The sequence below is a fragment of the Streptomyces sp. NPDC001858 genome, from assembly GCF_053594615.1.
On record NZ_JBSFEV010000004.1, the window covers coordinates 339861 to 360720 of the forward strand.

17 protein-coding genes are annotated in these 20860 nt (G+C 72.3%); 14 read left to right on the forward strand and 3 right to left on the reverse strand.

Annotated features, from left to right (window positions below; translation table 11 throughout):
• Positions 1-104: 104 nt before the first annotated feature.
• Entirely contained in the window at positions 105-1850 is a 1746-nt protein-coding gene (locus ACWCPF_RS08220) for a dolichyl-phosphate-mannose--protein mannosyltransferase (RefSeq protein WP_451044144.1), read from the reverse strand.
• Positions 1851-1914: 64 nt separating this feature from the next.
• Between ACWCPF_RS08220 and rsmI the strand changes: the two genes are divergently transcribed.
• The 14 genes from rsmI to ACWCPF_RS08290 all read left to right on the forward strand — a co-directional run bounded on the left by rsmI (position 1915) and on the right by ACWCPF_RS08290 (position 19654).
• The gene (gene rsmI / locus ACWCPF_RS08225) at positions 1915-2811 is read left to right on the forward strand and encodes a 16S rRNA (cytidine(1402)-2'-O)-methyltransferase (RefSeq protein ID WP_451044145.1); all 897 of its coding nucleotides are present in this window, start codon (positions 1915-1917) and stop codon (positions 2809-2811) included.
• A 272-nt stretch (positions 2812-3083) separates the two neighbouring features.
• On the forward strand, positions 3084-3506 hold the full coding sequence (locus ACWCPF_RS08230) for a hypothetical protein (RefSeq protein ID WP_451044146.1): 423 nt from the start codon (positions 3084-3086) through the stop codon (positions 3504-3506).
• Positions 3507-3641: 135 nt separating this feature from the next.
• Positions 3642-4520, forward strand: coding sequence for a TatD family hydrolase (locus tag ACWCPF_RS08235; protein ID WP_451044147.1), 879 nt, complete (start codon positions 3642-3644; stop codon positions 4518-4520).
• Between the two features lie 116 nt (positions 4521-4636).
• A complete protein-coding gene (locus ACWCPF_RS08240) occupies positions 4637-6043 on the forward strand; it encodes a ubiquitin-like domain-containing protein (protein WP_451044148.1) in 1407 nt (468 codons plus the stop codon).
• Positions 6044-6101: 58 nt separating this feature from the next.
• On the forward strand, positions 6102-7001 hold the full coding sequence (gene rsmA, locus ACWCPF_RS08245) for a 16S rRNA (adenine(1518)-N(6)/adenine(1519)-N(6))-dimethyltransferase RsmA (protein WP_451044149.1): 900 nt from the start codon (positions 6102-6104) through the stop codon (positions 6999-7001).
• Positions 6998-7906: a 4-(cytidine 5'-diphospho)-2-C-methyl-D-erythritol kinase gene (locus tag ACWCPF_RS08250; protein WP_451044150.1), complete on the forward strand. Its 909-nt coding sequence runs from the start codon at positions 6998-7000 to the stop codon at positions 7904-7906. The genes rsmA and ACWCPF_RS08250 overlap by 4 nt, the downstream gene beginning before the upstream one ends.
• A 113-nt stretch (positions 7907-8019) precedes the next feature.
• Positions 8020-9330 (forward strand): HEAT repeat domain-containing protein, encoded by a 1311-nt coding sequence (locus ACWCPF_RS08255; RefSeq protein ID WP_451044151.1) that lies wholly within the window; start codon positions 8020-8022, stop codon positions 9328-9330.
• A gap of 127 nt (positions 9331-9457) precedes the next feature.
• On the forward strand, positions 9458-10237 hold the full coding sequence (locus ACWCPF_RS08260) for an MHYT domain-containing protein (protein WP_451044152.1): 780 nt from the start codon (positions 9458-9460) through the stop codon (positions 10235-10237).
• 306 nt (positions 10238-10543) lie between these two features.
• Positions 10544-12505 carry a sensor histidine kinase gene (locus tag ACWCPF_RS08265; RefSeq protein ID WP_451044153.1) on the forward strand — a complete coding sequence of 654 codons (1962 nt, stop codon included), beginning with the start codon at positions 10544-10546 and terminating at the stop codon, positions 12503-12505.
• Between the two features lie 148 nt (positions 12506-12653).
• Positions 12654-14462, forward strand: coding sequence for an ABC-F family ATP-binding cassette domain-containing protein (locus tag ACWCPF_RS08270; RefSeq protein WP_451044154.1), 1809 nt, complete (start codon positions 12654-12656; stop codon positions 14460-14462).
• Positions 14463-14652: 190 nt separating this feature from the next.
• Complete coding sequence (locus tag ACWCPF_RS08275) at positions 14653-16476, forward strand: outer membrane protein assembly factor BamB family protein (RefSeq protein WP_451044155.1); 1824 nt, start codon at positions 14653-14655, stop codon at positions 16474-16476.
• 65 nt (positions 16477-16541) lie between these two features.
• Positions 16542-18434 carry an outer membrane protein assembly factor BamB family protein gene (locus tag ACWCPF_RS08280; protein ID WP_451044156.1) on the forward strand — a complete coding sequence of 631 codons (1893 nt, stop codon included), beginning with the start codon at positions 16542-16544 and terminating at the stop codon, positions 18432-18434.
• 242 nt (positions 18435-18676) lie between these two features.
• Positions 18677-19390 (forward strand): helix-turn-helix transcriptional regulator, encoded by a 714-nt coding sequence (locus ACWCPF_RS08285; protein ID WP_451044157.1) that lies wholly within the window; start codon positions 18677-18679, stop codon positions 19388-19390.
• A 120-nt stretch (positions 19391-19510) separates the two neighbouring features.
• Positions 19511-19654 (forward strand): hypothetical protein, encoded by a 144-nt coding sequence (locus ACWCPF_RS08290; RefSeq protein WP_451044158.1) that lies wholly within the window; start codon positions 19511-19513, stop codon positions 19652-19654.
• Positions 19655-19664: 10 nt separating this feature from the next.
• On the opposite strand, the gene ACWCPF_RS08295 is transcribed toward ACWCPF_RS08290, so the two are convergent.
• A complete protein-coding gene (locus ACWCPF_RS08295) occupies positions 19665-19922 on the reverse strand; it encodes a DUF397 domain-containing protein (protein WP_451044159.1) in 258 nt (85 codons plus the stop codon).
• A gap of 8 nt (positions 19923-19930) precedes the next feature.
• Entirely contained in the window at positions 19931-20782 is an 852-nt protein-coding gene (locus ACWCPF_RS08300) for a helix-turn-helix domain-containing protein (RefSeq protein WP_451044160.1), read from the reverse strand.
• Between the last annotated feature and the right edge of the window lie 78 nt (positions 20783-20860).

A 20860-nucleotide genomic window follows, 5' to 3' on the forward strand; every position in this document is an offset into this window, starting at 1 on the left:
CCGCCCTGAGCGGGTACCGGCGTTTCTGAACACGTTCAGAAATCTCTGCTCGGGCTCACAGTAAGCGGAAAGAGTGGCGACAGGGGCGGCAGTTTCCTGAATCGTTAGACCCATGTGTCCAGCCACATACGTGACCGCCAGTCGTCGATCGGGATCGCCTGGCCCGTGTACAGGGGCCAGAAATAGATGAAGTTCCAGGCGATGAGCAGGACGAGGACGCCCGCGCCCGTCGCGCCCGCGACCCGGCGGGTGTCCGTCGAACCCGGTCGGCCGACCAGCGCGCCGATCATCATCGCCACCGCCAGACAGAGGAAGGGCAGGAAGACGACGGCGTAGAAGAGGAAGATCGTGCGTTCCTGGTACATGAACCAGGGCAGGTAGCCGGCCGCGATGCCGCAGACGATCGCGCCCGCGCGCCAGTCGCGGCGGAACAGCCAGCGCCACAGCACGAACAGGACCGCGAAGCAGGCCGCCCACCACAGCAGCGGGGTGCCGATGGCCAGGACCTCGCGGGCGCACTTCTCGCCCGCGTCGGTCGGACAGCCGTCGGCGCCCGGCGCGGGGGACTCGTAGAAGTACGACACCGGGCGGCCCAGGACGAGCCAGCTCCACGGGTTCGACTGATACGTGTGCGGCGAGGTGAGGTGGGTGTGGAACTCGTACACCTCGTGCTCGTAGTGCCACAGGCTGCGCAGCCAGTCCGGGAGCCAGGTCCAGTTGCCGCCCTTGCCGTCGGTGGCCGCCCAGTTGCGGTAGTAGCCGCCCGAGCCGTCGGCCGAGGAGCGGATCCAGCCCGTCCACGACACCAGGTAGACGGCCAGCGCGACCGGCACGGTCGACAGGAACGCCAGCGGCGTGTCCCGCTTCAGCACCGCCAGATACGGATGCTTGGCGCCCGCCACCTTGCGCGAGCCGACGTCCCACAACACCGCCAGCAGACAGAACGCGACCAGGATGTACAGGCCGTTCCACTTCGTGCCGATGGCCAGGCCCAGCATCACGCCCGCGCCCCAGCGCCAGGGCCGCCAGCCGATGCGGGTGGTCTCGGCGATATGCGCGTCGGGGCGGTAGCGGCCGTCCACGTCCGGCGGCAGCGCGGCGGCGAGTTTGCGGCGCGCCCAGTCCCGGTCGGCCACCAGACAGCCGAACGCGCCCAGCACGAAGAACATCAGCACCCCGTCGAGCAGCGCGGTGCGGCTCATCACGAAGTGCAGCCCGTCGACGGCCATCAGCGCGCCCGCGAGGCAGCCGAGGAACGTGGAGCGGAAGATCCGGCGGCCGATCCGGCACAGCAGCAGCACGGAGAGGGTGCCCAGGACGGCCGTCATGAAGCGCCAGCCGAACGGATCGAATCCGAACATCAGCTCGCCGAGCCCGATGACGTACTTGCCGACCGGCGGATGCACCACATAGGCCGCGTCCGTCGGGATCGACACGTCGCCGCCCTTGGCGAGGAGCGCGTCGGTGGTCTTGGGCCAGTTGACCTCGAATCCGCGGTGGACGACCGCCCACGCGTCCTTGGCGTAGTACGTCTCGTCGAATATCACCTTCTTCGGGCTGCCCAGATGCCAGAACCGGATCACGCCCGCCAGCAGCGTGATCAGCAGCGGGCCGCCCCAGGAGGACCAGCGCGCGATCCGGTCCGCCCACGTGTGCGGGATGCCGAGCGCCTGCCACAACCGCGGGCTGGGCTGCGCGAACGGTGGCACCAGCCGCTCCCGGACGTCGGCGGTGGGCTCCGCCGGGTATCCGAAACGCCGCAGCCGCTGCTGCCATGACGGCCGCTGATCGTGCGGCGGCCGGCCCGGCCGGTAGTCCGTGGAGTCCGTGGAGGACGCGGTACTGGTCACCGCGCCATCGTAGGGAACACGGCTGTGTGAGTCCCGTGTCCGTCCCCCTGGGAGGATGGGAATCGTGACAGCGACGCCCCGAACCACGCCCCGAACCACGCCGGGAACCCCGCCCGGAGTCCTCGTCCTCGCCGGGACGCCCATCGGCGACGTCTCCGACGCCCCGCCCCGCCTCGCCGAGGAGCTGACCGGCGCCGACGTGATCGCCGCCGAGGACACCCGCCGGCTGCGCCGCCTGACCCAGGCGCTCGGCGTGACGCCCAAGGGGCGGGTGGTGTCCTACTTCGAGGGCAACGAGTCCGCCCGCACGCCCGAGCTGGTCGAGGAACTCGTCGGCGGCAAGCGGGTGTTGCTCGTCACCGACGCCGGGATGCCGTCCGTCTCCGACCCCGGGTACCGGCTGGTCGCGGCCGCCGTGGAGCAGGACATCAAGGTCACGGCCGTGCCCGGCCCGTCCGCGGTGCTCACCGCGCTGGCGCTGTCCGGGCTGCCCGTCGACCGGTTCTGCTTCGAGGGGTTCCTGCCCAGGAAGGCGGGCGAGCGGCTGTCGCGGCTGCGCGAGGTCGCCGAGGAGCGCCGCACGCTCGTCTACTTCGAGGCCCCCCACCGGCTGGACGACACCCTCGCCGCGATGGCCGAGGTGTTCGGCGCGGACCGGAGGGCCGCCGTGTGCCGGGAGCTGACCAAGACCTACGAGGAGGTCAAGCGCGGTCCCCTCGGCGAGCTCGCGGAGTGGGCCGCGCAGGGCGTGCGCGGCGAGATCACCGTCGTCGTCACCGGGGCGCCCGAGCGCGGGCCCGAGGAGCTCGACGCGGCGGAGCTGGTGCGGCGGGTGCGGGTGCGCGAGGAGGCGGGCGAGCGCCGCAAGGAGGCCATCGTGGCGGTCGCGGCGGAGGCCGGACTGCCCAAGCGCGAGGTGTTCGACGCGGTGGTCGCGGCGAAGAACGCCGGGGCGCTGTGACGGCTGTCACCGGCGGGGAGTAAGGGGGCTCACACCCGGCGCACACCCCCTCTGAGCAGGGCGCATGCCGTCTGAGCGTGCGCCCCATGTGCGGGCAAAGGGCTGCCGCCGAAGGCAAAGCCCACCCCTGGAAACCGCCCTGCGCGAGGCCCCTTCGGCAAGGAAAGCCCAAATCGCCTCCAACACTGCACAGGCCTGCTGCGCTCGCCCCGGCCGAGGAGTCCACTGGGTGGCAGGGACGGCACCCGTCCCTCGCTTCCACAGGAGCTGGCATGAGTGAGATCACAGGGCAGACCGGCCTCCGCAGCGGCGCGAGCGCCGTCGTCAACGAGTCGTACTCCTTCGCGTGCATGCGCTGCGGACACGGCTGGGAGCAGTCGTACGAGATAGAGCACCACACCGACGCCGACGGCCACGCGTTCGTTCTCTACGTGGCGAACGGCCGCGTGGTGCCGTCGCCGCTGAGCCGGCCGGCGTGCCAGAACTGCGAGGGGCACGTCGTGCGGATCATGCGGGCGGGGCAGGTGTCTTCGGTGCAGAGCGCTGCGCGGCATCGCGCGGCCCCCTCGGCCCGCTCCGTCGCCGAGCCGGCCACGGCGGCGACGGAGGAGGAGCGGTCCGGGGACCAGCCCGAGGGGCAGCAGCATCACTGGCATCTGGCGGATCTGTTGCATCCGTTCCGCAAGGCCGGTTGACGGCTGCGGCCGGAGGCCGGTGCGTCACGCGCGGCTTCGTGGGGGCTGGTCGCGCCCCGCGGCGGAGCCGCATATCGATGCAGCCCCGCGCCCCTTCGGGCGCTCTGGTGCTGGGGCCTTTCGTAGGATCGGGGTATGCCTTCTCACTCCGACAAGAATGCCGCGCCGCCGCTTCCCGCCCCCCTCGGGGTGGCCGTCGCCGACTCCCACACGCATCTCGACATGCAGTCGGGGACGGTGGAGGAGGCCCTGGCGAAGGCCGCTTCGGTCGGGGTGACGACCGTCGTCCAGGTCGGCTGTGACGTGAAGGGCTCCCGGTGGGCGGCCGAGACGGCGGCGGCGCACGACACCGTGCACGCCGCCGTCGCCCTGCATCCGAACGAAGCCCCGCGCATCGTGCACGGCGACCCCGACGGCTGGTCCCGGCAGGGCGCGCGCGAGCCGGGCGGCTCCGGGGCGCTCGAACAGGCGCTCGCCGAGATCGACCGCCTGGCCGCGCTTCCGCACGTCAAGGGCGTCGGCGAGACCGGACTCGACTACTTCCGCACCGGCCCCGAGGGCAAGGACGCGCAGGAGGACTCCTTCCGCGCCCACATCGAGATCGCCAAGCGGCACGGCAAGGCCCTGGTCATCCACGACCGGGACGCCCACGCCGACGTCCTGCGCGTCCTGAAGGAGGAGGGCGCCCCCGAGCGCACCGTCTTCCACTGCTACTCCGGCGACGCCGAGATGGCCGAGGTCTGCGCCCGCGCCGGGTACTTCATGTCCTTCGCCGGCAACGTCACCTTCAAGAACGCCCAGCACCTGCGGGACGCCGTCGCCGTGGCCCCGCTGGAACTGCTCCTGGTGGAGACCGACGCCCCGTTCCTGACCCCGGCGCCCTACCGCGGACGGCCGAACGCCCCGTATCTCATTCCGGTCACGGTGCGTGCCATGGCCGCCGTCCGGGGTCTCGACGAGGATGCCCTGGCCACCGCGCTCGCCGCCAACACGGCACGCGCGTTCGCCTACTGACCCCGACGCGACCAGCTCGAACACAACTCTCGGTAGCCGCGCCACTTTGGAGAGTGACCGCCACTCCGCTAGGTTCTGGGGGCCCGATCCGGACCCCACTCCTGGAGCGTGTCGGCGTGAGCAATTCGCAGCACCTCGAGTACGAGCCGTACGGCGCCGGCGGGCCGTACGCGGACCTGCACAACGCCGAGACGATCGCCTACGGCGTGTACGCGGCCCCCGGGACGTACGACGACACCTACCGGCCCGCGTACGAGGAGCAGCTCGGGGCCTACCCGGCGCCGACAGCGCAGCCGCCCCGGCCGCCGGAGGCGTTCCCGCTGCCCGCGACGCTCCAGCTGTCCGAGCCGCTGTTCCCGCAGCAGAGCGCGGGTGCCGGCGGGGGAGGCCGGGCCGCGCGCCGGCGCAGGACGCGCTCCGCCGAGCGCCCGGAGTCCACGATGCGCCGACTGCTCCCGCAGGCGCTCGTCGTCGCCTTCCTGGCGGGCGGCACCACCGCGTTCGTCGCGGAGGACAAGGCGGTCGAGCTGACCGTCGACGGCAAGCCGCGCGCCCTGCACACCTTCGCCGACGACGTGAGCGAACTCCTCGCCGAGGAGGGCGTGCGGGTGGGCGCGCACGACGTGGTGGCGCCCGCCCCCGGCACGGAGCTCACCAGCGGCGACGAGATCGCGGTGCGTTACGGGCGTCCCGTCCGGCTCACCCTCGACGGTCAGCGGCACGAGCTGTGGACGACCGCGGGCACGGTGGAGGAGGCGCTCCAGCAGCTGGGGGTGCGGGCACAGGGCGCGTACATGTCCGTCTCGCGCTCCCAGACCATCGGGCGCGCGGGGCTCGCGCTGGACGTGCGCACCGAGCGCTCCGTCACGGTGATGGCCGACGGCCGGGCCCGTACCGTCCGCACCAACGCGGCGACCGTGCAGGAGGCCGTGCAGGCGGCCGGGATCACCCTGCGCGGGCAGGACACCACGTCCGTGGCGCCCGGCAGCTTCCCGCGCGACGGGCAGACGGTCACCGTGCTGCGCATCACCGGCGCCGAGGAGGTGCGGGAGGAGCAGATCCCGTTCGCGGTGCGCCGCACCGACGACGCCTCGCTGTTCAAGGGCACGGAGGTGGTCGAGCGGGCCGGGCAGCCCGGGCTGCGGCGGATCACGTACGCCCTGCGCACGGTCAACGGCGTGCGGCAGAAGCCGCGCCGGATCGGGGACGAGGTGGTGCGCGAGCCGCGTGCGCAGGTGGTGAAGGTCGGCACGAAGCCGCTGCCGACGTCCGTGCAGGGGGCCGAGGGCCTGGACTGGCAGGGGCTCGCGGTCTGCGAGTCGGGCGGCCGGCCGAACGCCGTCGACCCCTCGGGCACCTACGGCGGGCTGTACCAGTTCGACACCCGCACCTGGCAGAGCCTCGGCGGCAGCGGCCGCCCCCAGGACGCACCGGCCGCGGAGCAGACGCTGCGGGCGAAGAAGCTGTACGTGCGCCGCGGGGCGAGCCCCTGGCCGCACTGCGGGAAGCGGCTGCACGGGTGAGGGACAGGAGGCGAGGTGCGGGACGGGAGGCGACGGCGCGGGCCCGTACCCTTGTCCCGTGAGTACCAGCCCCGCCCCCGACGCCCTTCTGGGCCCCGCCGACATCCGTGAGCTGGCGGCCGTCCTCGGCGTGCGGCCCACCAAGCAGCGCGGCCAGAACTTCGTGATCGACGCGAACACCGTCCGCCGGATCGTCCGCACCGCGGGGGTCCGGCCCGACGACGTGGTCGTCGAGGTCGGCCCGGGGCTCGGCTCGCTCACCCTCGCGCTGCTGGAGGCCGCCGACCGGGTCACGGCCGTCGAGATCGACGACGTCCTGGCGAGCGCGCTCCCCGCCACGATCACCGCCCGCATGCCGCAGCGCGCGGAGCGGTTCGCGCTGGTGCACTCCGACGCGATGCAGGTGACCGAGCTGCCGGGGCCCGCGCCGACCGCGCTGGTAGCGAACCTGCCGTACAACGTGGCCGTGCCCGTGCTGCTGCACATGCTGGAGACGTTCCCCAGCATCGAGCGGACCCTCGTCATGGTCCAGTCGGAGGTCGCCGACCGGCTCGCCGCCGGGCCCGGCTCGAAGGTGTACGGGGTGCCGTCGGTCAAGGCGAACTGGTACGCCGAGGTCAAGCGGGCCGGTGCGATCGGCCGCAACGTCTTCTGGCCCGCGCCGAACGTGGACAGCGGGCTGGTGTCGCTGGTGCGGCGGGCCGAGCCGATCAAGACCTCGGCGTCGCGGCGCGAGGTCTTCGCCGTCGTCGACGCGGCGTTCGCCCAGCGCCGCAAGACCCTGCGGGCCGCGCTCGCCGGGTGGGCGGGCTCCGCCGCGCTGGCGGAGGCGGCCCTCGTGGCGGCCGGCGTCTCCCCGCAGGCCCGCGGCGAGGCCCTCTCGGTCGAGGAGTTCGCCGCCATCGCCGAGCACAAGCAGAGCGCCGAGGACAAGCAGAGCGACAAGGAATCTGAGTGAGCGTCACGGTTCGGGTGCCCGCCAAGGTCAATGTGCAGCTTGCGGTGGGCGCGGCCCGCGCGGACGGCTTCCACGACCTGGCGAACGTGTTCCTCGCGGTCGGTCTGTACGACGAGGTCACGGTGACCCCGGCCGACGAACTGCGCGTCACCTGCGAGGGCCCGGACGCCGCCCAGGTCCCCCTGGACGTCACGAATCTGGCGGCGCGGGCCGCGCTCGCGCTGGCCGAGCGCCACGGCCGCGCGGCCGACGTGCACCTCCACATCGCCAAGGACATCCCGGTGGCCGGGGGCATGGCGGGCGGCAGCGCCGACGGCGCGGGCGCGCTGCTGGCCTGCGACGCGCTGTGGGGCACGGGCGCGTCCCGTGACGAACTCCTGGAGATCTGCGCGGAGTTGGGCAGCGATGTGCCGTTCAGTCTGGTCGGTGGCGCGGCCCTCGGCACCGGGCGCGGCGAGCGGCTGACGGCGGTGGAGGTCGGCGGCGCGTTCCACTGGGTGTTCGCGATGGCCGAGCGGGGGCTGTCGACGCCGGCGGTGTTCCGGGAGTTCGACCGGTTGGCCGAGGGCCGGGAGATCCCCGAGCCGATCGCCTCGCGCGACCTCCTCGACGCCCTCGCCAAGGGCGACCCCGACGCCCTCGCGGCCACCCTCTCCAACGAGCTGCAGCCCGCGGCCCTCTCCCTGTTCCCCGAACTCGCCGACACGCTCGCCGCGGGCCGTGCGGCCGGCGCGCTCGCCACGCTCGTCTCCGGCTCGGGCCCGACCACCGCGCACCTCGCCCGCGATGCCGCCTCCGCGGCGAAGATCGCGGAATCGCTGACCGCCTCGGGCACGTGCAGGAGCGTGCGCGTGGCGTCGGGCCCGGCGCCGGGCGCGACGGTGATCGAGGGCGCCGGCCGCTAACCCGACGGCCGTTCTCCGCCGGCCGGTAATTCGGCTGCTGCCGAGCGCGGGCGCGCCCTAGGATCCCCCGGCTGCCGGTTCCGTCGGGAGCCGGTGTGGGGGAGGTGGGCGTCATGGGGTCGGTCGAACTCGTCGCGGCTGTTCGGCGGGGGGACGCGGACGCGGTGCGGGAGCTGCTGGACGACGGGGGCGACCCGGAGCTCCGCGACCCCGCGGACGGCGTTCCGCTGCTCTGCCTGGCCGTGGCCGCGTACGACGAACCGGTCGCCGAGGCGCTGTTGGACGCGGGCGCCGATCCGCTGCGCCCGCTGGACGGGGTGCCGGGCGGGGATCCGGGACTGCCCGGCGGCGACTCCGCGCTGACCCGGGCGGTGGACGGCGGCTCGTCCACGATGAGCGCCCGGCTGCTGCCGGAGGTCGTGCGCCTCGACGCCGACGCCCGCGCGGCACTGCTGGCCCGCGCCCGGTACTGGGCCGAGGCCGACATCGAGGCCGAACTGCGGCGCGGGACGGGCGCGGACGGGCCGGTCGAACGGCGGCGGGTGTGGGAGGAGCCCCTGCGCACCTCCTGGTACGAGAGCTTCTCGCTCGGCGGCCGGACCGTGTGGGACGGCCACCTCGGCGTCCTGACCGTGCTGGAGGACCGCCTCCGGGTGCCGACTTCCTTCGACGAGCTGCTCGCGCGGGCGCTCACCCGACCGGACCGGGACCACGGGGTCTGGACCGATGCGGTGATCCGCCTCGCCGGCTGCCTGGCCGCCGAGGACTGGGCGGCCGCCGAGGCGCTGCGCGATCATCCCGACCGGCTGTGCCGGCTCTTCGCCGCGGATGTGCTGCGGTGCCTCGTCATCGGGTTCGGCGGGATGTTCCCGCGGTCCTCGACGGTGGTCGAGAAGGAGGCGTCCGAGGTGTTCCTGCCCTGGGCCCGCAAGGAGCGGGACCCCGAGGTGCTGGCCCAGGTGCTGAACGGGCTGAGCGAGGAGTCGGGGGACTCGGACCGGCTCGACGAGATCGACGCCGTCGGGCTGTCGTACGTCGGGCATCCGGATCCGCGGGTGCGGCGCGAGGCGATCGAGACCCTGCGCTACGAGCTCACGGCCATGCCCCGGCACAAGCTGGACGCCGTGTACGCGCTGGCGCGGGACCCCGATCCCGCCGTGCGCGAGCGCGCGGCCTACTGGCTGACGCACTGTCGCGGCGAGGCGCCCGGTCTCACCGACGTGCTCGCCGGACTCGGCGACGACGAACTGCGCGAGACCCGGGTGCACGCCGCCCGCGGGCTCGCGCTGCGCGGCGATCCGCGCTGCGAGGAGGCCGAGCGCCGACTGCGGCCGCTCGACGTCGACGGGTGGCCGGATTCCGACCTCGTGTATGCGATGTGCAGGTACCGGACGGGCGAGGTGAGGGACTCGGGGAGTGTCTGAGGAGCGCCTCTGACCTGCATAGTTGTGCGCCCGAAGCGGATGGCATGATCAGCCGACCCCCGTCTGCTGTCACCGGCGGTACCGCGTGCGCGCGCCCTGGGCGCGCCACGGCCGAGAGGAAGTCCCCATGGGGCACATGGATCACTTCAGCGCCGGATGGGTCACCCCCGTCCTCTCCTATGCGATGGCCTGCGTCGGCTCGGCGCTCGGACTGCGCTGCACCGTCCGGGCACTCGAGGCGGACGGCGCCTCCAAACGCAACTGGCTGCTGCTGGCCTCCCTCGCCATCGGCTCCGGCATCTGGACGATGCACTTCATCGCCATGCTGGGCTTCAGCGTCGACGGCACCCCGATCCGCTTCGACGTCCCGCTCACCGTCCTGAGCCTGCTGATGGCCGTCGGCGTGGTCGCGGCCGGCGTCTTCACCGCCGGCTACGGCCGCTCGCGCGTGACGTCGGTCGTCCTCGGCGGCCTCGGCACCGGGCTCGGCGTCGCCGCCATGCACTACACCGGCATGGCCGCCCTCAATCTGCACGGCCGGGTCGACTACGACCCGACCCTGGTCATCGCCTCGGTCGCGATCGCCGTCGTCGCCGCGACCGCCGCGCTCACCCTCACCCTGATCGTGCGCGGCCCCGTGCTGGCCGCCGTCGCCGCCCTCGTCATGGGGCTCGCGGTCAGCAGCATGCACTACACCGCGATGTGGGCCGTCAGCATCAACCTCGCCCCCAGCAGCGCCGCCGTGCCCGGCGCCACCGCCACGGAGTTCATCTTCCCGCTGGCCGTCGTGCTCGGCTCCTTCCTCTTCCTCACCTCCGCGTACGTCGCCCTCTCCCCGACCGGCAAGCGCCACGAGGCGGCGGTCGCCGCGGAACTCCTGCGCCAGGTCGAACTCACCACGGCCTGACCGGCGTCGAAGGCCCGCGCGGTCACGCCGACCGGCGGGGGCGTGCACGCGGGCGTGGACGAGGGCGCAGGCGCGGGCGTGCGCGCGGAGCCGTCCGCCCGGTACGCGCAACCGACCGCCGCCCGCCCCCGGGCCGGCGGCCGCACGCCGAGCCGGGGAGGCGTGAACGGCATGCGCACGCGCCGGTCCCGAGCGGTGCCCACGCCCGCCACACGCCTCCCCGGGACACCGCGCCCGCCCCCCGCATCGCCATCGCCACCCCACTTCACCTGACCTCACCTCACCTCACCCACCCAGCGAGGCACCATGCGCATCCTCCGCACCTCCGCCCGTCTGCGCCCGAGATCGGTGCGGGCGAAGATCGTCGCCCTGCTCATGCTTCCCGTCGTGTCCCTGATGGCCCTGTGGGGCTTCGCCGCGGTGACGACCGCCTCCAGCATCGGGGACACCGAACGGGCCAAGGACGTCAACGCCGAACTGCTTCAGCCGGTCGGCGAGTTCATCAACGCGCTGCAGGCCGAGCGGACCGCCGCCCTGCGGCACACGGACGCGCCCGACGCCTTCCGGAAGGCCGGCACGGCCACCGACAAGGCCGCCGCCGACCTGGTGGACGGCATCAACTCCGCCAGCTCCGACGCCGCACTCCTAGACACCGCGCTCCCGGGGCGGCTGGAAGCGCTGGAGGCCGACTCCGGCGGGCTCACCGCACTGCGCGACGAGACGACCGCCGACGGCGCCTCGGCCTCCGTCGCCTACACCCGGTACTCGGCGATCGTCCAGCACGGCTTCGCCGTGATCGGCGCGCTCACCGGCGACGACACCACCGACTCGGCGTCCGAGGCGCGCGTGCTGCTCGAACTGGGCCGCGCGCGCGAGGCGGTGGCCCGGGAACAGGCGCTGCTGGGGGCCGCGCAGGCCCGCGGAAAGCTCACCAAGGACGAGTACGCGCTGTTCGTCGGCGCCGTCGCCACCCAGCGCGAACTGCTCGCCCCCGGCGTCGCCGACCTCCGGGCCGCACACCGGTCGGCGTACCAGGAGGTACTGGACGCGAACGCCTACGCGCGCGTGCGTGGCGTCGAGGACGCGGTGCAGGCCGCCGGCCCCGGCGCGAAGGCCGTGTCGGCGTCCGCGCTGACCGGCTGGGACCCGGCCGTCTCCGCCGTCCTCAAGGCGCTCACCGCCGCCGAGGACGGCGCCGGCACGGGCGAGACGGCGAACGCCGACCCGTTCGGCTGGGACACGCTCGGCGCGTCCGGGATCGCCGTCGTGCTCGGCCTGGTCGGGGTGCTGCTGTCGCTGCTGGTCTCCGTGATCGTCGGCCGCGGCCTGATCGTCGAACTGCTGGACCTGCGCAACTCCGCGCTGGAGGTGGCCGGCCACCGGCTGCCCCAGGCCATGCGCAAGCTGCACGCCGGACAGGGCGTCGACATCGACGCCGAAGCTCCCATGCGCCGTCTCGCCGGCGATGAACTCGCCCAGGTCGGCACCGCCCTCACCGCCGTCCAGCGGGCCGCGCTGAAGGCCGCGTCCGAGCGCGCCGAGCTGCTCAGCGGGATCTCCGGGGTGTACGTCAGCCTGGCCCGCCGCAGCCAGGTGCTGCTGCACCGCCAGCTCGACCTGCTCGACGCCATGGAGCGCCGCCAGCACGACCAGGCCGAACTGCACGACCTCTACCGCGTCGACTACCTCGCCACCCGGATGCGCCGCCACTCCGAGAGCCTGCTGATCCTCTCCGGCATCGCCCCCGGCCGCGGCTGGCGCGACCCGATCCCGCTGGCGGACGTGTTGCGGGCCGCCGTCGCGGAGATCGAGGGCTCCACGCGCGTGCAGACCTGGACGACCCCGCGCGTGTCGCTGGTCGGCGGCTCGGTCGCCGACGTGATCCATCTGCTCGCCGAGCTCGTCGAGAACGCGACCTCGTTCTCGCCGCCCAGCACCAAGGTCCAGCTGCGGGCCGCGCGGATGCGGGAGGGCGTGCTCGTCGAGATCGAGGACAGCGGCTTCGGCATGAACGAGGAGGCTCTCGCCGACGCCAACGGCAAGATCCGGTCCGAGAAGGTCGACCTGCTGGACGCCAAGCAGATCGGGTTGTTCGTGGTGAACCGGCTGCGCGAGCGGCAGGGGCTGCGGGTGGAGCTGCGCTCCTCGCCGAACGGGGGTGTCACCGCGGCGGTGCTTATCCCGGCGGGGCTGTTGCGGGACGACATGCCGTATGCGGCCGAGGGGCGGGGGCTGGCTCCCGCGGCGGGGTTGCTTCCCGGCCGCTAGCCGGGTGGGCGTCCCTGGGGGCTGCCGCCCCCAGGCCCCCGCTTCGGCCCTGAACGGGCCTCGTCCTCAAACGCCGGACGGGCTGATGGGCACCGTGGCTCTCCGGACTACCCTGGAGGGTCGATCGATCCCCCCGGGCAGGAGAGAAATGGCCGTCAATCTGGTCAATGTCGAGAACGTCAGCAAGGTGTACGGGACCCGTGCACTGCTCGACGGCATCTCGCTCGGCGTGTCCGAAGGGGACCGGATCGGTGTCGTCGGCCGCAACGGCGACGGGAAGACCACGCTGATCCGCATGCTCGCCAAGCTGGAGGACGCCGACACCGGACGGGTCACGCACTCCGGCGGGCTGCGCATGGGCGTGCTCACCCAGCACGACTCCCTCGACCCCGCCGCGACCGTCCGGCACGAGGTCATCCGGGACATGGCCGACCACGAGTGGGCGGGCAACGCCAAGGTCCGCGACGTGCTGACGGGGCTGTTCGGCGGGCTCGACCTGCCCGGGTTCCCGCAGGGGCTCGACACCGTCATCGGGCCGCTGTCCGGCGGTGAGCGCCGCCGCATCGCGCTCGCCAAGCTGCTCATCGAGGAGCAGGACCTCATCGTCCTCGACGAGCCGACCAACCATCTCGACGTCGAGGGCATCTCCTGGCTCGCCCGGCATCTGCGCGAGCGCCGGTCCGCGCTCGTGTGCGTCACCCACGACCGCTGGTTCCTGGACCAGGTCTGCACGCGCATGTGGGACGTCCAGCGCGGCGCCGTCCACGAGTACGAGGGCGGCTACTCCGACTACGTCTTCGCCCGCGCGGAGCGCGAGCGCATCGCCGCGACGGAGGAGGTCAAGCGGCAGAACCTGGTCCGCAAGGAGCTGGCCTGGCTGCGCCGCGGCGCCCCCGCGCGGACGTCCAAGCCGCGCTTCCGCGTCGAGGCCGCCAACGAGCTGATCAAGGACGTGCCGCCGCCCCGCGACAGCAGCGAGCTGATGAAGTTCGCCTCCTCGCGCCTGGGCAGGACGGTCTTCGACCTGGAGGACGTCACCGTCCAGGCCGGTCCCAAGGTGCTGCTCCAGCACGTCACCTGGCATCTCGGCCCCGGCGACCGCATCGGCCTGGTCGGCGTCAACGGCGCGGGCAAGACCTCGCTGCTGCGCGCGCTCGCCGACGCCGCCCGCACCGAGGGCGAGACGCAGCCGGCCGCCGGCAAGGTCGTCGTCGGCAAGACCGTCAAGCTCGCCTACCTCTCCCAGGAGGTCGGCGAGCTCGACCCGAACCTGCGGGTCCTGGAGGCCGTCCAGCAGGTGCGCGAGCGCGTCGACCTCGGCAAGGGGCGCGAGCTGACCGCCGGGCAGCTGTGCGAGACGTTCGGCTTCAACAAGGACAAGCAGTGGACGCCGGTCGGCGACCTGTCCGGCGGTGAGCGCCGCCGCCTGCAGATCCTGCGGCTGCTGATGGCCGAGCCCAACGTCCTCTTCCTCGACGAGCCCACCAACGACCTCGACATCGAGACCCTCACCCAGCTGGAGGACCTCCTCGACGGCTGGCCCGGCTCGATGATCGTCATCTCCCACGACCGGTTCTTCGTCGAGCGGACGACCGACCGGGTCTTCGCCCTGCTCGGCGACTCCAGCCTGCGGATGCTCCCGCGCGGCATCGACGAGTACATCGAGCGCCGGCAGCGCATGGAGGAGGCCGCGGCCGCCACCGTCCTGCCCGCGGCCGTACAGAAGCCCGCGGCCGAGAAGAGCGCCGCCGACCAACGTGCCGCCAAGAAGGAACTCCAGAAGGTCGAACGGCAGCTGGACAAGGTCTCGGAGAAGGAGGCCAAGCTGCACGCCCAGATCGCCGACAACGCCACCGACTTCGAGAAGGTCGCCAAACTCGACGCCGAGCTGCGGGCGTTGGTCGGCGAGCGCGATGAACTGGAGCTGCGGTGGCTGGAACTCGCCGAGGACGCGTGAAGGGTGCGTGAAGGCGCATAACGACGGCATCACAGGCCGGTCCTCCCTTGGGAACAGGGGCGGATCGACCCCGGGAGCCGTCAGTTGCGGGTGATAGAAAGGGCCGTCTGAGAACTTCTGAAGACGGCTTCGGGTGGGTCACTGACCTGGGGGCGTGGCTAAAAAACAGTGACATAGGGGGAACACGCTGATGGCTCAGCCGCCCAATCAGCCGCCGCCGCAGGGTGGTTTCGGAGCAGCACCACAGGATCAGCCGCAAGGCGGCTTCGGCGCACCGCAACCGCCGCCGCAGCCGCCCCAGCCACCCCAGCCGCCTCAGGGTTCGCCCGCGCAGCCGCCGCCGCAGCCGCAGCCGGGGTACGGCTATCCGCAGCAGCCCGGTCCCTACGGGCAGCCCCCGCAATCGGGCCCCTACGCTCCTCAGCCCGGCCCCTACGGCGCGCAGCCCGGCCCCTACGGCGCGCAGCCGGGCCCGTACGGTGCGCCCGCCGGCCCCTACGGCGCGCAGCCGGGCTACGGCTACCCGCAGCCGCCCCAGTTCCCCGGCGCGCCCGGTGCGACACCGGCGTCCGGCGGGCGCAATCCGTTCAAGGGGCGGCCCGTGCTGGTCGTCGGGGCGGCGGCAGCAGCGCTGCTGGTGATCGGCGGGCTGGTGTTCGGGGTCACGAGCGGCGACGACGAGGGCGGCAAGAAGCCGGTCGCCGGGCCCAGCGACGACGACAAGGCCACGGCCACGTCGAGCGGCGGCCCGGTCAACCCCGGTGACGGCAGCGGCGACGGCGGCGCGGACGACGAGGACTTCAACGCGGGCCGCCAGGCCGGCGAAGCGAAGGTGCTCTGGTACAAGGTGGCGCCCGACGCGCCCGCCTCCGGCGCCGACGCCCCCGGCATGTGGATCACGTCCGAGGCGGCCGTGAAGGCGGCCTACAAGGACGTCGTCGCGTACAACGTCGGTGACGGCAGGCCGACCTGGGACACCGTCAGTTTCCCGCAGGAGATCTGCGCGGTCACCTCGCAGAAGACGGCGGACGACAAGGTCGTCGTGGCGTACATGAGCGGCACCAGCGACCGCGCCAAGTGCAACCAGCTCCAGCAGCTCGACCTGAAGACCGGCGCCAAGGGCTGGAAGGGCGTCGTCGCGGACGGCGCGCTGTTCGACAGCGCGATCACCGTCGAGCTGTCGCTGACCGGCAACACGCTGATGGTGGGCCGCTCGCAGTCCGGGACGGCGTACGACGTGCGCACCGGCAAGAAGTTGTACGACAAGCAGAAGTACGGCGACGCGTGCTTCCCGACCGCGTTCGCGGGCGGCGCCCGGCTGATCGCGGTGGCGTCCTGCGATGCGACCGAGGCCACCGAGCACGACGAGATCCAGGAGCTGGACCCGGCGACCGGCAAGGTCAAGTGGACCCAGAAGTTCGACACCGGCTGGACGGTCGCCAAGACGTACTCGGTGGACCCGCTGGTCGTCTACAGCACCAACGAGGACAAGAACACCTGGAACATCTCGACGTTCAAGCCGGACGGCTCGTACCGCTCGCAGGTCGGCTTCGACGAGGACTTCGCCCCCGACTGCGACTCCAGCTTCCTGCAGCGCGACCTCACCGGCTGCCTGGGCACGGCCTCCGACGCCAATACCTTGTACCTGCCGACCGAGGCGAGCGGCGGGCCCAACGAGATCGTGGCGATCGACCTGTCCACCGGCAAGGAGAAGTGGCGGGCGACCTCGCCGACGGACGAGTCGATGCTGCCGGTGAAGGTCGAGGGCGGCAACCTCGTCGCGTACGTCGAGCCGTCGTACGACGCGGCCGGGCAGGTGGTGTCGATCCCGACGGCCGGGTCCGCGCACAAGCCGACGAAGCTGCTGCAGCTGCCCGAGAGCACGGCCGACATCGAGGACGGCTTCTACTCGCGTGACGTCGACTGGGTCGACGGGCGTTTCTACCTCTCCTCCACCCGGCTGACGGGCAACGACGACACGAAGGAGAAGTTGATGCTCGCCTACGGCAAGTGAGGCGAACAGCCGTCGTCCAGCCTCCGTCTCCCGAGCTTTCGAGCGTCTCCCGAGGTAGCCACACCATGACCCAGCCGCCGCCCCCGCCCCCGAACCAGCCCCCGCAGCAGCCCCCGAACCAGCCCCCGCAGCCTCCGGCGCAGGGCGGGTTCGGCCCGCCGCCGTCCCCGCAGGACGCGGTCCCCGCGGACGCGCCGCCCCAGCCCCCCGCCCCGGGCTACGGCTACCCCCAGGCCCCGCAGGCCCCGGGCCAGCCGCCTCAGGCCCCGCAGGCCCCGGGCCAGCCGCCGCAGCCTCAGCCGCAGCCGGGTTACGGCTATCCGCAGGCCGCGGCTCCCGCGCCCGGGTACGGGTACCCGGCTCAGCCGCCCGGTCCGTACGGGCAGCCGCAGCAGCCCGGTTACGGGTATCCGGGGTATCCCGGGCAGCCGGGTCCCGGCTACCCGGGGCAGCCCACCGTGCCCATGTACGGCCAGCCCGGCGGGCAGGGGCCGGGGCAGGGCGCCGGCGGCAGGAAGCTCAACGCGCAGGTGCTGATCATCGTCGCGGCGGTCGTCGCGATCGCGCTGATCGTCGGCGGCGGCATCTGGTACGCGTCCGGTGACAACGGCAAGAAGGAAGAGACCAGTTCGGCCGGTCCGACCGGCGGCGGAGGCGACAAGGGCGACTCGGGCGGCACCGGCGGCACGGCTTCCGGCGGCAGCGAGAAGGTGCCGGCCGACCCCGCCTCCGAGCTGCTCTTCAAGATCCCGATGCCCGTGGTCAAGAAGGACGACAGCGTCGGCGTCAAGGGCTCCTGGGTGACCGACAAGGCCTATGTGAAGACCGGCGTCAGCGAGATCGTCGGCTACGACCTGGACAAGGGCACGAAGCTCTGGACGGTCAAGCTGCCCGGCCCGGTCTGCGAGACCAGCAAGTTCGCCACCGACGACCACCGCACCGCGATCGTCTTCCAGGCCAGCGCGGCGGAAACGGCCCGCTGCGATCAGATCGGGGCGATCGACATGGCTGCGGGCAAGCAGCTGTGGACGAAGACGGTCACTTCCGGCGACTATCCGATCGACTTCGACAACGTCACGGTCAGCGCGAACACGGTCGCCCTGGGCAGCACGGACGGCGGCGCGGCCTTCGACATCGCCTCCGGCAAGGTGCTGTGGTCGCCGAAGCCGGCCGACACCTGCTACGACGCCGGCTACGGCGGCGGCCCGAAGCTGGTGGCGGTGCGCAAGTGCGGCGACTACGACAACCCGGAGCTGCAGATCCAGACCATCGACCCGGTCTCCGGGAAGGTGATCTCCGAGTACAAGCTGGCCACGGGCATCGACTACGCGTCGGTCGTGTCCACCGAGCCCCTGGTGGTGGCCGCCGACGTCGGCGACAGCGCCGGCGACGGCAGCGGCATCTCGGACTTCTTCTCCATCGACAACAAGACCGGCAAGCTGCGCACCCGCATCTCGGTGCCGGGCGACGACTACGCGGCCGACTGCGACGGCATCACCAAGGTCGAGGACTGCAAGGGACTCGCCGTCGGCAACGACCGGATCTACGTGCCGACCGAGGAGCACGACGGCACCGGCGAGTACAGCCGCACCAACGAGGTCATCGCCTTCGACCTGGCCACCGGCAAGCAGACCGGCCAGCGCGCGGACGCCGGCGACGGCTACACGATCTTCCCGCTGCGCATGGACGGCAGCAATCTGATCGCCTACAAGCGGCCGCCGTACGACAAGGGCGGCCAGGTCGTGAGCGTCGACGGCGGCACCTTCAAGGAGACCGTGCTGCTGCAGAACCCGGCCACGGACTCCGTGCGGGATCTGGAGACCACCCTGTCCCCGGAGTACTCCGAGGTCCTCTTCGTCCAGGGCCGCTTGTTCATGTCGGAGGTGCACGCCGACGACGGCGCGACCTCGGGCGGCGACCCGCAGTACCTGGCGATCGGCTTCGGCACGGGCGGCTGATCGCGCGCCGCTGATCGTCCGCTGATCGTCTTAATCGAGGCCACGGCCCCGTCCCTGTTCAGGGGCGGGGCCGTGCACTTACCGCCCATGACCCTCGAATGCGAGGAATTTCGACGATCCGGGGCACTTCTCACGAGTAGGGGGAGCGCAACGTCGAACAAGCGTGTAGCTTCCGGGGGCATGAAGAACGGGGTGCCGGGGGGCACCCTTTGTTTGTCGTGGGGGGACTGGGGGGTTGCTCGATGGGAGTGCGGCTGATGGTGGTCGACGACCACCGCCTGCTCGCGGAGGCACTGGCCTCGGCACTCAAGCTGCGCGGGCACCGGGTGCTGGCCGCGGCGGCGCCGACCGCGGGAGCGGCGGAACTGGTGATCACCCGCGCCCCGGAGGTGTGCCTGCTGGGCACGGCGACCCCGGCCGAGCCGGGCATCTTCGACCCGGTGGTCCGCATCAAGCGGGAGCGTCCGCAGGTCGCGGTCCTGGTGCTCGGCCCGGTGCCGAGCCCGCGCGGCATCGCCTCGGCCTTCGCGGCCGGCGCCTCCGGCTACGTACGCCATGACGAGCGCATCGAGGGCGTGGAACGCGCCATCATGAAAGCGCGGGCGGGCGAGGCGGCCGTGGCCCCGCAACTGCTCCAGGGCGCGTTCAGTGAACTCCTCAACCCCGCGGCCCAGCCGGACGACGAGGGCCAGCGCCTGCTGCTGCTGCTCACCCCGCGCGAGGTGGAGGTCCTGGTCCGCGTCGCCGACGGCGAGGACACCCGGCTGATCGCCGCGGGCATGGGCATCGCCCCGTCCACGGCCCGCACCCACGTCCAGCGGGTCCTGATGAAGCTCGGCGTGGGCTCCCGCCTGGAAGCAGCAGCCCTCGCAGCCCGAACCGGCCTCCTGGACCGAGCGGGGGCGCTGCCCCACACCCCACGAGACCCGGAAACGGGCACGGGACCGGAGTTCTGACGAACCCCGCCCCGTGTCGGGACACCCGAGCAGCACCCCATCGATCCCGACGGCGGTCCTGGACGCCCAGTCCGTGAAACTGCATGGCGCGCCGAAGGAGTACAAAGGAGCACATCGGTCATGACCGCCCATGCCGCAGAACCCGCACCGGTCGTTCCGCCCATGCCCGAGCGGACCCCGAAGGCGCTGCGTCGCCGATGCGTGGACTGGACACTCAAGGCCCAGGCCGCCCGTGACGGGTTGCCCGAGCACGTGCGGCAGTGACTCCGGGCCGCTACCGGGTAACGCCGGTACGTATCCCTGCCAGGAGGTGGGCGAGGGCGGCGGGGTTGGCCATGAGGGCGGTGGCCGGGCTGTCGCTCTCCCGGAGGTGGACGGCGACGGGGGTGGGGGAGGCGAGTTCGACGCAGGTATTGCCGTTTCCGCCGTCTGAGAAGGTGGACTTCTGCCAGGACGCGGCGAGTTCGACGCAGGTGTCTCCCTCGCCGCCATCGGAGAACGTCGACTTCTGCCAGCGCAAGGTGCGGTTCATGGGATGGCTCACAGCTCCTTCGTCAGGCTGTGGATGAAGTTCCGCGACGCCAGCGGATCCAGCGATGCATCCTCCACTCTACGAAGGAGTTTTCGGAGACGCTCCAACTGCTGTTCCGCATCGATGAACACGACTCCGGTGGGCGCATCCCGGAGGACTGTGTCCAGCCGGGGCACAGGGCCGCCCGCGTACACCATCGAGGTTCCGGCACCGCCGAAGCCGTCCTGATCGATGGGGATGACACGCAAGGTGACGTGGCCCTGTTCGATCTGCTCCAGAATCCACCGGAGTTGAGCGAGGCAGGCCTGACGATCGGCCACGCGGATGCGCAGGGCGAACTCGTGGACGGTTGTGACGTACGGGGTCGGAGCCTCGCCCTCGATGGCGACGCGCCTTCTCGATCGGTACTCGACCCGGGTCGCAAGTTCGCTCTCCGGTAGCTCCGGACGCATGTACCTGAAGACCGCCCGGGCGTAGTCGGGAGTCTGGAGGAGGCCGGGGACGCGGTTGACGACGATCTCGCGCAGGAACGTCGCATGGTGCTCCGCCTCAGCCACGTCGAGGTTCACCTGTGGCAGCACTCCCCGGTATTCGTCCCACCAGCCCCGCGACCGGTCGCCCGACATCGCCGCGAGCGCATCGATCAACTCCTCGTCCGTGCAGGCGCAGTGAGCTGCCAGTCGGCGCAGCCGCTCCTCGCTGATTCCCGAACTGCCGGCTTCGATCTGGCTCATGTGCGCCGAGCTCGATCCGAGGATCCCGGCGACCTCCTTGGCGGGCTTGCCCGCGGCCTCCCGTAGTTTGCGCAGCTCGGAGCCCAGGCGCATCTGTCGTGCCGTGGGTTGGTTCCGCATGGTCATCCGAGTAACTGCCTCTCTGGGACTCCTCGTTCGGGGGACAGATTACGGGAGGCGGTTGCAGCGGTACGAATTTCTACC

Excerpts from the sequence above, each read along its gene's own strand:
- ACWCPF_RS08300 (WP_451044160.1), bottom strand. The coding sequence starts at position 20,782 with ATGACCATGCGGAACCAACCCACGGCACGACAGATGCGCCTGGGCTCC.
- ACWCPF_RS08255 (WP_451044151.1), top strand. The coding sequence starts at position 8,020 with ATGGGGTCGGTCGAACTCGTCGCGGCTGTTCGGCGGGGGGACGCGGAC.
- ACWCPF_RS08265 (WP_451044153.1), top strand. The coding sequence starts at position 10,544 with ATGCGCATCCTCCGCACCTCCGCCCGTCTGCGCCCGAGATCGGTGCGG.
- ACWCPF_RS08235 (WP_451044147.1), top strand. The coding sequence starts at position 3,642 with ATGCCTTCTCACTCCGACAAGAATGCCGCGCCGCCGCTTCCCGCCCCC.
- ACWCPF_RS08270 (WP_451044154.1), top strand. The coding sequence starts at position 12,654 with ATGGCCGTCAATCTGGTCAATGTCGAGAACGTCAGCAAGGTGTACGGG.
- ACWCPF_RS08295 (WP_451044159.1), bottom strand. The coding sequence starts at position 19,922 with ATGAACCGCACCTTGCGCTGGCAGAAGTCGACGTTCTCCGATGGCGGC.
- ACWCPF_RS08260 (WP_451044152.1), top strand. The coding sequence starts at position 9,458 with ATGGGGCACATGGATCACTTCAGCGCCGGATGGGTCACCCCCGTCCTC.
- ACWCPF_RS08280 (WP_451044156.1), top strand. The coding sequence starts at position 16,542 with ATGACCCAGCCGCCGCCCCCGCCCCCGAACCAGCCCCCGCAGCAGCCC.
- ACWCPF_RS08275 (WP_451044155.1), top strand. The coding sequence starts at position 14,653 with ATGGCTCAGCCGCCCAATCAGCCGCCGCCGCAGGGTGGTTTCGGAGCA.
- ACWCPF_RS08290 (WP_451044158.1), top strand. The coding sequence starts at position 19,511 with ATGACCGCCCATGCCGCAGAACCCGCACCGGTCGTTCCGCCCATGCCC.
- ACWCPF_RS08285 (WP_451044157.1), top strand. The coding sequence starts at position 18,677 with ATGGGAGTGCGGCTGATGGTGGTCGACGACCACCGCCTGCTCGCGGAG.
- ACWCPF_RS08230 (WP_451044146.1), top strand. The coding sequence starts at position 3,084 with ATGAGTGAGATCACAGGGCAGACCGGCCTCCGCAGCGGCGCGAGCGCC.